This is a genomic window from Streptomyces sp. NPDC059009 (assembly GCF_042740175.1).
Taxonomy (GTDB): domain Bacteria; phylum Actinomycetota; class Actinomycetes; order Streptomycetales; family Streptomycetaceae; genus Streptomyces.
The window spans coordinates 14,917-28,674 of the sequence record NZ_JBHYJB010000023.1 but is presented as its reverse complement, the minus strand read 5'-3'; the positions used below and the strand labels follow the sequence as shown (position 1 = coordinate 28,674).

Annotated in this window: 9 protein-coding genes; 3 read left to right on the top strand and 6 right to left on the bottom strand. The window is 72.1% G+C overall.

Annotation, left to right across the window (positions count from 1 at the left end; all coding sequences use genetic code 11):
- Positions 1 to 173: 173 nt before the first annotated feature.
- Both ACFWYM_RS22875 and ACFWYM_RS22870 read right to left on the bottom strand, forming a co-directional pair.
- A complete protein-coding gene (locus ACFWYM_RS22875) occupies positions 174 to 2,774 on the bottom strand; it encodes an ABC transporter permease (RefSeq protein ID WP_384840106.1) in 2,601 nt (866 codons plus the stop codon).
- Positions 2,771 to 3,562, bottom strand: coding sequence for an ABC transporter ATP-binding protein (locus tag ACFWYM_RS22870; protein ID WP_384840102.1), 792 nt, complete (start codon positions 3,560 to 3,562; stop codon positions 2,771 to 2,773). The genes ACFWYM_RS22875 and ACFWYM_RS22870 overlap by 4 nt, the downstream gene beginning before the upstream one ends.
- A 539-nt stretch (positions 3,563 to 4,101) precedes the next feature.
- Here ACFWYM_RS22870 and ACFWYM_RS22865 point away from each other — a divergent pair.
- Complete coding sequence (locus tag ACFWYM_RS22865; RefSeq protein WP_384840363.1) at positions 4,102 to 5,619, top strand: MFS transporter; 1,518 nt, start codon at positions 4,102 to 4,104, stop codon at positions 5,617 to 5,619.
- 530 nt (positions 5,620 to 6,149) lie between these two features.
- Here ACFWYM_RS22865 and ACFWYM_RS22860 read toward each other — a convergent pair.
- The 4 genes from ACFWYM_RS22860 to ACFWYM_RS22845 form a co-directional block, all read right to left on the bottom strand.
- A complete protein-coding gene (locus ACFWYM_RS22860; RefSeq protein WP_384840099.1) occupies positions 6,150 to 7,040 on the bottom strand; it encodes a cellulose-binding protein in 891 nt (296 codons plus the stop codon).
- 151 nt (positions 7,041 to 7,191) lie between these two features.
- Positions 7,192 to 8,184 (bottom strand): LCP family protein, encoded by a 993-nt coding sequence (locus ACFWYM_RS22855; RefSeq protein WP_384840096.1) that lies wholly within the window; start codon positions 8,182 to 8,184, stop codon positions 7,192 to 7,194.
- Positions 8,185 to 8,347: 163 nt separating this feature from the next.
- Positions 8,348 to 11,347: an SUKH-4 family immunity protein gene (locus ACFWYM_RS22850; RefSeq protein ID WP_384840093.1), complete on the bottom strand. Its 3,000-nt coding sequence runs from the start codon at positions 11,345 to 11,347 to the stop codon at positions 8,348 to 8,350.
- A gap of 8 nt (positions 11,348 to 11,355) precedes the next feature.
- Positions 11,356 to 12,351, bottom strand: coding sequence for an SMI1/KNR4 family protein (locus tag ACFWYM_RS22845; protein ID WP_384840091.1), 996 nt, complete (start codon positions 12,349 to 12,351; stop codon positions 11,356 to 11,358).
- A gap of 317 nt (positions 12,352 to 12,668) precedes the next feature.
- Here ACFWYM_RS22845 and ACFWYM_RS22840 point away from each other — a divergent pair, with 317 nt between their 5' ends.
- Positions 12,669 to 13,205 (top strand): YwqJ-related putative deaminase, encoded by a 537-nt coding sequence (locus ACFWYM_RS22840; protein WP_384840088.1) that lies wholly within the window; start codon positions 12,669 to 12,671, stop codon positions 13,203 to 13,205.
- A gap of 19 nt (positions 13,206 to 13,224) precedes the next feature.
- Positions 13,225 to 13,719, top strand: coding sequence for an SUKH-3 domain-containing protein (locus tag ACFWYM_RS22835; protein WP_384840085.1), 495 nt, complete (start codon positions 13,225 to 13,227; stop codon positions 13,717 to 13,719).
- Positions 13,720 to 13,758: the final 39 nt, after the last annotated feature.

The following is a 13,758-nucleotide window of genomic DNA, read 5'->3' as shown; positions in this document are numbered from 1 at the left end:
ACGTGGTACGGGCCGGGGGCCTCCAGCGTACGTCGGTTGCCCCGCGGGGGGCGGCTCGGCCACTGAGGGTGACCGCCCGGCCGTACGGCGCGAGCGAGGAGGGCCCGGAAGCTCTCGCTTCCGGGCCCTCCCTCCCCCGCTCCCCCATTGCGGGTGGCTACACGGAGTAGCTGCTACTCCGTCGCGATCGCGTTCAGCACATTCATCCGCCCCGCCCGGAACGCCGGCACCAGCGCCGCGAAGAGCCCCACGAAGGCCGAGCCCACGAAGACCGTGAGGATCGTCGGCCAGGGGATCTCCAGGACCTTCAGGCCCTCCAGGGCGAGCAGCTTCTGGGCCGTCGCGCCCCAGCCCATGCCGAGCCCGAGGCCGAGCAGCGCGCCGAACAGGGCGATCACGACCGACTCCATGCGGATCATGCGGCGCAGCTGCCGCCGCGACAGACCGATCGCCCGCATCAGACCGATCTCCCGGGTCCGCTCGACGACCGACAGGGCGAGCGTGTTCACGACGCCCAGGACCGCCACGATGATCGCGAGGGCGAGGAGCCCGTAGACCATGTTCAGGAGCTGGCCCACCTGGTCCTTCAGGGTCTGCTTGAAGTCGGTCTGGTCCATGACCTTGTACTGCGGGTACGTCTGCATGCTCGCCTTGAGCGCCTTGTACGCCTCGTCCTGCTTGCCCTCGGCCGCCTTGGCGAACACGATGTCGCTCGGCGGCATCCGGTCGGCGGGCAGATAGCGCGCGACCGTCGCGATGTTCACGTACATCGCGCCCTGGTCGAGGGAGCTGTCGTCCGAGGTGATCGCCGCGAGCCGCAGCTGCGCCGTCCGGCCGTGGTCGAAGGCGACCTTCAGCTCGTCGCCGACCTTCAGGTGGTGCTTCTTGGCGAAGTCCTCGCCCACCGACATGGCGTTCGTGCCGTAGGCGGCCGACAGCTCGCCCGCGACCGTCTCCTTGCGCAGGTCCTGCGCGTACGTCGGGTCGGCGGCGCTGAAGCCCATCTTCTTGCCGGTCTTGCCGTCCGGCGTGGTGACGTCGGCCTGGACGTCCTTGTAGCGGGTGACGTGGGAGATGTACGGGCTCTTCTTCAGGGCCTGCTCGGCCTGGGGCGTGACCGGCGGCGGGTTGTTGCCCGTGCCCTGCACGATGAAGTCCGCGCCCACCGACTTGTCCAGCTCGTCCGTGGCGGAGGCGACCATCGAGGAGCCGACCACGGAGAGGCAGGCGACCAGGGCCAGGCCGATCATGAGGGCCGCGCCGGTGGCGCCCGTGCGGCGCGGGTTGCGCAGCGCGTTGCGCTCGGCCATCCGCCCGACGGGGCCGAACATGCGCAGCAGGACCGCGCTGATCACCCGTACGACGCCCGAGGCGAGCACGGGACCGATCACGACGAAGCCGATCAGCGTGAGCACCACACCGCCGCCGAGCGGGAGCGAGCCCTCGCTCGCCTTGTCGGCGGTCCCGGCCAGGTACAGCAGGGCGCCGCCCGCGCCGGTGAGGAGCAGCCCGATGACGGCGCGCAGCACGCCCGCCCTGCCGTCGGCCGGCGTACCGGCGTCGCGGAGCGCGGCCATCGGGGAGACCTTGCCCGCGCGGCGGGCCGGAAGGTAGGCGGCGAGGACCGTGACGACGACACCAAGGGTCATGCCGACGACGGGAGTTGTCCACTTCACCGTCAGGTCGGCGGTGGACAGCTCCATGCCCATGCCGGACATCAGCTTCATCAGGCCGACGGCGAGACCGATGCCCGCGCCGACGCCGAGGACGGAGCCGAAGAAGCCCAGCATCAGGGCCTCGACGAGGACGGAGCGGTTGATCTGCTTGCGGCTCGACCCGATGGCGCGCATCAGGCCGATCTCCCTCGTCCGCTGGGCGACCAGCATCGAGAAGGTGTTGATGATGAGGAAGATGCCGACGAGGAAGGCGATCCCGGCGAAGCCGAGCATCGCGTACTTCATGATGTCGAGGAAGTCGCCGACCGACTTGCGGTTGTCGTCCGCGCTCTCCTTCGCCGTCTTGACCTTGTAGGCGCCCGGGGTGTCGGCGGCCAGCGTCTTCGTGACGTTCTGCTTCAGCTGCGTGTCGCTGACACCGGCGTCGGCGGCGAGGTTGAGCTGGGTGAACCGGCCGGTGGCGCCGAGGAGTTCACGCTGGGCGGTGGCGGTGTCGTAGAAGAAGACGCCCGCGCCCGGGTTGGTCACCTTGAAGGTGGCGATGCCGCTGACCTTGGCCTTGAAGTCGCCGAGGACGGAGATCGTACGCAGCTCGTCGCCGATCTTGATGTCGTGCTTGTCGGCGGTGTCGGCGTCGACCATCACGTCGGTGGGGCCGCGCGGGGCGTGGCCGGAGGTGATCTCCATCGAACGCAGGTCGTTGTGCGTCCAGTTGCCCGCGAGGGTCGGCCCGCCACTCGTCGGCCCGACGTTCTTGTTCTTCGCGTCGACCACCGTGACGCTGTCGCTGCTGACGGCGCCCTCGGCGGACTTCACGCCGTCCGCCTTCTTCACCTGCGCGAGGGCCGAGGCGGGCAGCGACTCCGGCTTGCCGCTCTTGGGCCGCTCGTCGGCGTCCCCGGCGTCCTTCGGGCTGACCGTGACATCGGCGGAGGTCGCGGCGAAGAGCTTGTCGAAGGTCGTGTTCATGGTGTCGGAGAAGACGAGCGTGCCGCACACGAACGCCACCGACAGCAGGACGGCCACGGCGGACAGCGCCATGCGCCCCTTGTGCGCGAAGAAGTTGCGCATCGAGGTCTTCATCACGGTGGAACTCATGACGTACGCCCCCGCGCGTCGAAGTGCTTCATCCTGTCCAGCACCTGCTCGGCGGTCGGGTTGTACATCTCGTCGACGATCCGGCCGTCCGCGAGGTACAGCACGCGGTCCGCGTACGAGGCGGCGACCGGGTCGTGCGTCACCATCACGATGGTCTGCCCGAGCTCGGTCACGGACCTCCGCAGGAAGCCCAACACCTCGGCCCCGGCACGGGAGTCGAGGTTCCCGGTCGGCTCGTCACCGAAGATGATCTCGGGCCGCGAGGCGAGGGCACGGGCGACGGCGACGCGCTGCTGCTGGCCGCCGGAGAGCTCGGTGGGCCGGTGCTTGAGCCGCCCGGCGAGCCCCACGGTCTCCACGACCTGATCCAGCCACCCCCGGTCGGGCTTCCGCCCGGCAATGTCCATCGGCAACGTGATGTTCTCGATGGCATTCAAGGTCGGCAGCAGATTGAACGCCTGGAAGATGAACCCGATCCGGTCCCGCCGCAGCTGGGTGAGCTTCTTGTCCTTGAGCCCGGTGATCTCGGTCTCGTCCAGGTAGATCTGCCCGCTGGTCACGGTGTCGAGCCCGGCGAGGCAGTGCATCAGCGTCGACTTGCCGGACCCCGAGGGCCCCATGATCGCGGTGAACTGCCCCCGCGCCACGTCGACATCGACATGATCGAGCGCGACGACCTGGGTCTCCCCACTGCCGTACGCCTTCACGACCTGGCGAGCCCGCGCCGCCACGGCCGTACGTCCTCCTCCAGTGCCCCCGTGCCTGGGAGTGGTCACAGCCGTTGTCACGGTAAGTCTCCTATGTCGGTGATGCGATGAGCCGGGTGTGCTCGGCGCTTGTCGGTGCTTGTCAGTCTCGGTGGCCGGGGTGCCCGCGCGCGCTGGTGCGCAGCGGAGTCTTTTCCTGGGGAAAACCCCACCTTCGGAAGGGTGGTTGGCCTCGCGCCGTCCCCGCCGCCCCGCCGACCCCTCCGCCCCCGCCGGGCCCCTCGTAAGAACCATTTAAGAACCCGCTCCGGGCCTTCTCGTCCTCCGCCGGGACGAAGGCGGCCCGGTCCGCAGTACGGAGGTTCCCCTAGGGGATCTCCACCCGCCGGTGGAGCCTTCTCAGGGTCACCTCCACCCTCTCGCCCACTGCCCCCTCGTCCACCTGCACGAAGAGGTGAGATGGTGGCCCGGAGCAACAGGTGCAGGGGGAAGGAATCACGGTGGGCAGTCCAGATCCCGACAAGGGCACTCCAGGACCCCATACGAACGACACGAGCGATACAGGCGACACAGGCGACACAGGCGCTACGAGCGACACGAGCGACACGAGCCGTACGGGCATCCCCGACCGCCGCGGCCCCGTCGTCGCCGCGCTCATGCTGTCCATGGCGCTCGCCGCCCTGGACTCGACGATCGTCTCCACCGCCGTCCCGCAGATCGTCGGCGACCTCGGCGGCTTCTCCGTCTTCTCCTGGCTGTTCTCCGGGTACCTCCTCGCCGTCACGGTCACGCTGCCCGTCTACGGCAAGCTCTCCGACACCTTCGGCCGCAAACCGGTCCTGATCGCGGGCAGCATCCTCTTCCTCCTCGGCTCGGCCCTCTGCGCGAGCGCGTGGAACATGGCGGCCCTCATCGCCTTCCGCGTCGTCCAGGGCCTCGGCGGCGGCGCCCTCCAGGGCACGGTCCAGACCCTCGCCGCCGACCTCTATCCACTCGACCAACGCCCCAAGATCCAGGCCAAGTTGTCCACGGTGTGGGCGGTATCGGCGGTCGCGGGCCCCGCGCTCGGCGGGCTCATCGCCACCTACGCGGACTGGCGCTGGATCTTCCTCATCAACCTGCCCATAGGTGCCATCGCGCTGTGGCTGATAGCCCGCCACCTCCACGAGCCGGCACGCACAGCACCGAAGCGTCCGCAGATCGACTGGGCGGGCGCGCTGGCGGTCTTCGCCTGCGGCGGCGTGCTCCTCACCGCCCTGGTCCAGGGAGGGGTGGCCTGGCCCTGGCTGTCACCCCCGTCCCTCACCCTCTTCGGCAGCGGCCTGGCCCTGGCGGCGATCGTGGTGGTCATCGAACGCCGGGCGGCGGAGCCGATCATCCCCGGCTGGGTCTGGCGCCGCCGCACCATAGCGGCGGTGAACCTGGCGCTCGGCGCCCTCGGTCTCCTGATGGTGGCCCCGACGGTCTTCCTCCCGACCTACGCACAGTCGGTGCTGGGCCTGGCTCCCATGGCGGCGGGTTTCGTACTTTCGGTGATGACCCTGAGCTGGCCGGTGTCGGCGGCGCTCAGCCAACACGTGTACCGCCGCATAGGTTTCCGCAACACAGCGATAACAGGCATAGCGGCAGCAGCCCTCATCCTCCTCACATTCCAGTTCCTCCCGTACCCCGGCTCGGCCTGGCAACCGGCCCTGATCATGCTCCTGTTGGGCGCGGCACTCGGCCTCTTCCAGCTCCCGCTGATCGTCGGGGTGCAGTCCACGGTGGGCTGGTCGGAGCGGGGCACGACGACGGCGTCGGTCCTCTTCTGCCGCCAGATCGGGCAGACGGTGGGGGCGGCGCTGTTCGGGGCGGTGGCCAATGGCGTCCTCAGCTCCCGCCTCGGCGGCTCCGGTTCCCTGGACTCGGTCGCCAAGTCCCTTGAGGACCCCGGGTCGGTGGCCGATCCCGAGCGCCTGCGCCGTGCCGTCGACGCGGCGGTGGAGTCGGTGTATCTGGGTGCCGCGTGCGCGGCGGGCCTCGCGCTTCTGGTCCTGCTGTTCCTGGCTCCTCGCCGCTTTCCCGTACGCACGGAAGAGCCGGCGCCGTCTCCGGGCACCCCCGCGAGCCAGGAGGAGGGCCCTCCCGCCCGAGCGTGACCCTTTCCCCAACCCCACCCCTTCCCGAACCGGCGACTCCGTCGCCCCTGGCGCACCCTCCTGGGGGCTGCGCCCCCAGACCCCCATCGGCCTGAACGGCCTCGTCCTCAAACGCCGGACGGGCTGAATGATCCCCCCGAGGCTGAAGGGACCCGCCCTCGCGCGGGAAGGCGGGAGGGCCTGCAGGTGGGCGACCGGCGGGAGGGCCTGCTGGCGGGAAGGGGCGACGACTCGCAGACGGGCGACGGCGCAAGGGCCTACTGGCCGGAAGGGGCAACGGCGCAAGGGGTGGGGACGCGGCGGGAGGGCCTACTGGCCGGAAGGGGCGACCGCCCGCAGACGGGCGACGGCGCAAGGGGTGGGGACGCGGCGGTATGTCCGCCCGCAGTACAGCACCCCACCCAAGCCAGTACTCATGCACTCGCACAGCGCCCCCGGCTTTTCGAGGACGGACATACCGCCGCGTCCCCACCCCGACCCACCCACCGGCCGCGCCCCGCCCCGCCCCCACCCGCCACGCACCCCGCCCGCTACTCCGCAGCCGCAGCCCGCCCCGTAAGCGCAGCCAAACTGCTCCGCACATGATCCATGTGCGCCCGCACCTCGTCCCACTCCTCCCCGTGCTCCCGCAGCACCCGCTCCGTCTCCCGAGCCACCCGCTCCTCCCGCACCTGCGCCTCCGCCACCAGCTCAGCCCCCTGCGCCTCCGCGTCCTCCTGCCCGTGCCGCGCCGACTCCTCCGCCTCCGCGAACGCCCGCTTCGCCTCGGACAGCCGCGCCTCCGCAGCCGCCACCCGCTCCGCCGCCACCGCGTCCGCCGCCGCCTCGCGCTCCGCGAGCTCCCGCTCCGCCGCCTCCCAGCGCTCCGCCTGTTCCTTCTCCTGCTCGGCGAGCAGCCCCTCCGCACGCTCCCGCGTCTCACGCAGCGCGGCCAGCGCCTCCCCCCGCCACTCCTTCACATCACGGCGCGCGGCGACCCGCGCCTCATCGGCCGCCGCCCGGTCCGCGAGCAACCGCTGCCGGGCCCGCTCCTCCGCGTCCCCCCGCACCGAGTCCGCGTACGCCCGCGCCGCCTCGGCCCACTCCCGCCCCTCGCTCTCGGCGGCCTCCACGGCCGCCGCGGCCTCGGACTCCGCGGCGGCGCGCACCGCCACGGCCTCCTCCTCGGTCAGGGCGAGCAGATACCGGGCGCGCTCGCTGAGCGTCTCGTACGTCTGGGGGGCGAGCTGCGAGACGGTCACGCGCAGCCGCTCCGCCTCCGCCTCCATCTCCTTGGCGAGGACGGTGAGCCGAGCGGCACGCTCCCACGCGCCGTCGCGCTCCTGGGACACCCCTGCGGCGTACGCCTCCACCTGCTCGGGACGGTAGCCGCGGCCCCGCACGGTCACGAAGCCGTGAGGCGACACCGATGCACTGCTCATCCTTGATTCCCCTCTCCGACGTACAACGCGATTGGCGCACATCTTGATGGATCAAGCGGAAGCGCTCATAACGCGACACTCCGCCCACCCCACCCGGTCAAGGATGCGCCAATTGCCGTCAGAAGTCGGAATCGAGGAGGTCGGACACCCTCTACGACGACGAAGGAAGCGGCTGGTCGTCCCTCAGCGCCCCAAAAAGCCGCCCCGCCTTCTCCTCGTCCCACACCACGACATCCCCGACCCCGGCGATGTCCGGCTCCGAAGCCACCGGCACCGTCGTCGTGGCGCCCGACCCGTGCGACAGGCCCTCCATCTTCAGGCCGAGCTGCGCCAGGGCACCCACCCCCGTGTCCCGGTCGACCGTGAGCGCGTCCAGCGAGGCGCTCACGAAAGGGATCAGCTCCCACGGCGGCAGCAGCACCCGCCAGCTCACGGCCTTGTCGGCGACCGCGCTCACCAACTGCTGCTGGCGCTTGACCCGGCCCAGGTCACCCAGCGGATCGCTGTAGCGGGCGCGCACGTACTGCAGCGCCTGGACGCCGTCCATGTGCTGACACCCGGCATCGAAGTCCGCACCCGACTTCTCATCGTGCAGCCCGCCGGACGGCACACAGATCCGCACCCCGCCCAACGCGTCCACCACGTCCACGAAGCCGAGGAAGTTCACCTCGGCGTAGTGGTCGAGGCGGAGCCCGGTGGCCTGTTCGACGGTGCGCGTCAGAAGCGGGGCGCCCCCGATCGCGTACGCCGAATTGATCTTCCCCTTGCCGTGGCCGGGGATCGGGACGTACGAGTCGCGCGGGATCGAGACCAGATAGGGCCCGCTGTCGCCGTAGTGCAGGACCATGATCGTGTCGGTGTTGAGCCCCTGGTCGTTGCCGACATGGAGCTCCTTGCGCTGTTCGGGGGTGAGCGCGGAGCGGCTGTCGGAGCCGATGAGCAGCCAGTCGGTGCCCTTGCTCGGGCCCGGCTCACCCTCGTAGGCGGCGAACGCCTTCGTCGTCCGCAGTCGCGAATCGGCCCAGAAATACAGGGCCGTGCCATAGGCAGCGACCAGCACGACGAGGGCGAGGAGGATCAGCAGGACCCTCCTCGGCCAGCGGCGCTTCTTCCGCGGGACAGCGCCCGCGCCCGTGGCTGCCATGACCGCATGATCGAGGCGCCCGACCCGTCGCGCAGGTCGAGCGCCTCATTCGAGCGCCTCATTCGTACGTACGTCAGTGCCCGGCCGGGCGGCCCACACCGGACCAGCAGCACACCGGCCCGGCCCTACACAGACAGCCCGGCCCTACACAGACAGCCGGGCCCTACAGCAGCCCGTCCCACATCTGCTCGAGCAGCACCGACCACCAGCTCTCCGGCGAAGCCAGCGCCGCCGGGTCGAGCGCGGCCAGCTGGCCCTGGAAGTCGACGGTCCAACGGCCCGCCTGCTCCTGGTTGAGCCCGTACCGCAGCCGCCACATCCGGCCGAGCAGGGCCAGGCTGCGCGCGAACTCGGGCAGGCCCGTGTTCACGAACTGCGGCGGTACGGGGGCTCCGCCCGGACCGGCCTCGACCGGGACGGCCACGATGTTCGCCGTGCCGTACTGGACGCAGATGGCGCGGCCGAAGTCGCTGCCCATCACCAGATACGAACCGGCGTCCGACGCGGGCACCACGCCACGCTCCTGGGCCAGTTCGGCGAGGGTCGGCACCGGGCGCCCCGGCTGGGCCTGGGCCCAGAAGAACGGGCCGAAGTCGGCCGGCAGACCCGCCACGACGAGCGTGTGCGCGACGATGTCCGGCACGCCCTGGCGCGACACCGCGCGCTGGTCGAAGCGGAAGACGCCGGGCCCGAAGGAGCCCGCGATCTCCTGCGCCACGCCCTCCGGCGGCACCGGCGGCGCGGGCTGCACCTGCTGCAGCGGCGCGCGCACCGGCGCGGGGCGCGCCGGGCCGTCCGCGACCTGGTGCAACTCGCCCTGGTGCGCGAGCAGTTGCTGCATGCCCTGCTGGCGGGACGCGTGGTCCGTGCCGTACGGGGCGATCGAGGCGATCCGGGCCTGCGGCCAGGTCTCCTTGATCATGCGCGCGCAGTAGGCGCCGGGCAGCTGGCAGGACTCCAACTCCGTGTGGAGTTCGAGGACTTGGTCCGGCGGGATGTTCATGGCGCGCAGCTCGTGGAAGATCTGCCACTCCGGGTGCGGGGTGCCGGGCGCCGAACGCCGGATCAGCTGCTGCTCGCTCCCGTCGGGCGCGCGGTAGCGCAGCACGGCCTGGTAGCCGGGGCCGACGGTCGGCTGACCGGTGGGCTGCTGCGGATAGCCGTACGGCTGACCGGGCGGGCCGGGCGGCGCCATGCCGGGGGCGCCCGGAGTACCAGGGGCACCCGGAGCACCGGGCGGCTGCGGGGCACCGGGAGCGCCGGGGCCGCCGACCGAGGGTCCGGCCAGCATGGTGGCGGCGTGGTGGACACCACCGGGAGGCGCACCCGGAGCACCCGCACCAGGCACGCCAGGAGCACCCGGCGCACCAGGAGCCGACGGAGGCGCGGGCGCACCGGGGCCACCCTGACCCGGACCGGCCAGCATGGTGGCGGCGTGATGCACACCGCCGGGAGGCGTACCCGGAGCACCCGCACCAGGCGCGCCAGGAGCACCAGGAGCGCCAGGCGGCTGCGGAGCACCAGGGGCACCCGGCGCACCCGGAGCCGACGGAGGCGCAGGGATTCCCTGGCCGCCCTGGCTCGGGTCGGCCAGCATCGTCGCCGCGTGGTGCACACCACCGGGCGGCGTACCCGGGGAGCCGGGCGGGCCGGGCGGCTGCGGGGCACCCGGAGCGGCGGGCGCGGCGGGCGCGGCGGGCTCGTCCGGGAGCTGGATGCCTTCGTTGCCGCCGAGCGAGGAGACCAGCTGGGTCGGCACATAGCCGCCCGCCGGGGTGCCGGGAGCGCCCGGACCGGACGGCGGCGGCGTGCTGCCGGGGGCCGCGCCCGGAGCACCGGGCGGCGCGGGCGGCGGCGGGGCACCGGCACCGGCACCGGAGCCACGGGCACCGCGCGGCGGCGACTGCGCCTTGCTGGTCGCGGCGTCGGCGATGTCCCCGGCACCGGGAGGCAGAGGGGTACCCGAACCGGCAGGCGGCGGTGGCACGTTCGGGCCACTGACGGCCGAACCCGCGGGCGGGGGCGGCGCGTTGAGCCCGGAGACGGCCGAACCGGCGGGCGGCGGCGGGGCGTTGAAGCCGGGCGCACCCGGAGCGGCCGGGGCAGCCGGCGCAGCAGGGGCGCCCGGAGCACCGGGGCCACCCTGCGGGTACCCGTACGAGGCCGGGTCCGGCACCCCCGGAGCGGCGGGCCCCGCAGGCGCACCCGGAGTACCCGGAGCACCCGGAGCACCCGGAGAGCCGGGACCCCCCTGGCCGCCCGGCCCGCCGAGCGAAGGCGCGACCGTCGTCTTCGGAAGCTGGCTGCCGCCCGACATCAGGGCCGTCTTGGCCTCGGGGGCCACCGCGGGCGGCGGGGTGTCCCCGTCGTCGTCCTGGCCCGAGAGCGGCGGCGCGAAGACCGTCGCGGGCAGCGGGACCGAACGGTCCTCGCCCGCCTCGGAGTTGCTGTCCGTACCGGCCCACGGAGTGGCACCGGCGGGCGCGGCGGGCGACGCCGCACGCACGCCCTCGTCGGCGGCGGACTCATGGCCACCGCCACTCCGCGCACCAGAAACACCAGAAACACCGGCAGCACCGGCAGCACCGGAGGCCCCGGCCGACGGCCACGGCGCACCCTCACCAGGAGCGGACGAAGCGGAAGGAGCGGAAGGAGCTGGAGAAGGCTGTGCCGAAGCCGAAGACGGCGAAGACGGCGAAGACGGCGAAGCCTGCGACGGCACCGCCCCCGACACCGAACCCGAAGCGGAGCTCGAACCCGAACCCGCCGACTCCCCCCGCCGATCCGGAATCCCCAGCTTGTCCGCCGCCTCCTGGAGCCACTCCGGCGGACTCAACAGGAACGACGTCTGGTTCAGGTCCACCCGCTCGGGCGGCGCCGGCTCCGGGTCCGGGGCCGTGTCCGGAACCCCGTACTCCTCCTCGTACCGGCGAATGACCTCACCGACGGGAAGGCCGGGCCAGAGCGTGGCCTCGCCGCTGTCACGGGCGATGACGAGCCGCTGGCAGCCGCCGTCCGAGACCGGACCCGTCTCACGGTCCTCGGCCCAGACGACGAAGCCGAGCTCGAACTCCCGCACCCGCACCTCACGGTGCTGATAGCCCGGCACATCTCCGTTGATCCACTCTTCGGCGCGCTCCTGCGCCTGTGCGAACGTCACCATCGGCACACTCACTCCCCACCCGAGGACACGGGGACGGAGTGCGCGAAGCCGCCGTCCACCATCAGGTTCGCCACGGTCTCCAGCTCCGGCGGATTACCCGCGAGCCGGGACAGGAACGCATCGAAGTCGTCACCACAGGGCAGAAGGAGGCGCTCCACTCGCTCCGCCGGGGCCCAGCCGGACACCTCCGAGACATCCCGCGCATCGTCGTACGCGCAGAACCACACCGAACCGATCCGGTCACCCTTCACCTTCACCGCGAGCAGACCGCCCTGGACGAAACCGACGCCCAGATAGTCCTTGGTGAGGTGATCGCGCAGACACTTGTTGACGTACACCAGATCGTTGACCGCGGCCTCGTCCCGGACCGTGAAGAACGGCTGGTCGATGAGGAGACCCAGCTCCGCGTCGAGCGCCGCACCGACCGGGGCGCAGCCGCCCGCCGCCTTCAGGAAGGAACGGTAGGCGCCCGGCAGCCGGTACCCCAAGTCCTCCTCGACACCCAGCACTTGGGCCTCGGTCACCGCGACCCCCGACTTCGGCAGGCCGAGATGGGCGGGACGGGTCTCCTGGAGCGGGCGCGTGCCGCGCTTGTTCTGGTCCACGGCCGTGGTGGCGAGCCCGCCGTGGTGCCGCAGCAGCGCCTTGACCTCGACCGGGACCAGCTCCAGGCGGCGGCCGTGCGGCACGTGGTGCCAGGTCCAGCCGTGCGGGGTCGCCACCGCCGGAATGGTCTCCCAGAGGTCGTGGCCCGCCGCCGCGAGCGCCGCGTTCGCCGACACGTAATCCGTCAGACGCAGCTCGTCGACGCCGAAACCCTCGGGGGGCTCGGCGATCTCCGCGACCGCGCGGGCGTACGGCGAGAAGTCCGGGTAGCCGTGTTCGTCGATCCGCACCCCTCTGGGGTGGCGGGCGGCCCGGACCGGGTCCGGGAAGCGCACGACCTGCCCGGCATAGGCCGCGTTCGGCGGCGCGGCTTGCTGCCCGAGCCGACCTGTCGTCATGGCGGTTGCCCCCTGCGGCACTGAAGAAGATGGAGATCTGGAGATGAAGACGGCGATATGAAGATGCTGGAACGCGAATCAGCGAACAGCCTATGCGTAAGAACGACACCGGTCACCGGGCCTCCGGTTCCGTACCGGTCAAGGCCCCTCCGCTTCCGTGACCACCCGCCACGACCCGGTCACCGAGCGCCGAAAGCCCCGCGTGTCGCAGAGCCCCAGCTTCCGCACCACCCGTCCCATTTGGCAATCTGTGCAAGCGCTACGGGGAGGTGGCGCACCAGCGGCCACCGCCGCGGCACGGGAGGGGAAGCACCACCATGCAGACGGCACCAACCGGCATGGCCGACGACAGCACCAGCACCATGGGCACGGGCGACCCCCGCGTCGGCTGGAGCAGCGTCGCCGCACGCACACCCGTACTCGCCCACCGCCGCGACGGCATACTGCCGACCGTCGCCGCCGCACTCTCGGTACGCGGCGAAACCCTCACCTGCACCCCGGCCCGGGGCGAAGAGCCCCCGCCGCTGCACCCACTCGTCCAGGACTTCCTCGACACCCTCACCAGCGGCCAGCGCGAACGCTTCACCGGCCGCTGCGCCGAGGCCATCCTCGTCTCCCGGCACCTGACGGCGGCCGACGCGAACCGCTCCAAGCGCGCCGCCCGCAAACCGATGACCAACGGCGAGGCCCGCAAAGCCCTCAAGCACGCCAAGCTCACCACCCGCCGCATCCGCGAGGACGGAGACCCGCTGCACGGCGCCTTCGCCCGCCCCTGCCGCTCCTGCACCGCACTGACGGCGCACTTCGGCGTGCGGGTCGTGGAACCCTCCACCGAGCCGCCGAACGACAACTGACCACCGAACACGAGGGCCCATGCACGCCGACGCAGCCTCCACCACCCGATTCCCCGTCCCGGTCGACGCCGCCCTGCGCGCCGCGGGCTGGCGGCCCGGCCGCTGGGACATAAAGCAGGCCGAGATCTGGGCCGACGTCCTGCGCCGCCACACCTCACCCGCCGGACACCAGCACGCCGTCTTCCCCGCCGCCGTCGAAGCCTGGGCCGAATTCGGCGGACTGCACATCGCACCCCAGGGCCCGGGCCGCGAGATCGCCCCCGCCGCCGTGCACCTCGACCCGATGTACGGGCTCCACCTGGCACGCACCCTCGGCGACCTGGGCCGGGCACTCGGCCGCGCGGTCTGCCCCATAGGCGAAGAGACCCAGACCCAGGCGCTCCTCGCCCTCGACACCGAAGGCCGCGTCTACAGCCTCGACCACAGCGGCGACTGGTACCTGGGCGCCCACATCGACGAGGCCCTCGCGACCCTCGTCACAGGCGCCCGCCCGGACCGGCTGCGGGTGGGCTGACATGCCGAAGACACCCCAGACACCACCCCTGACGCCACC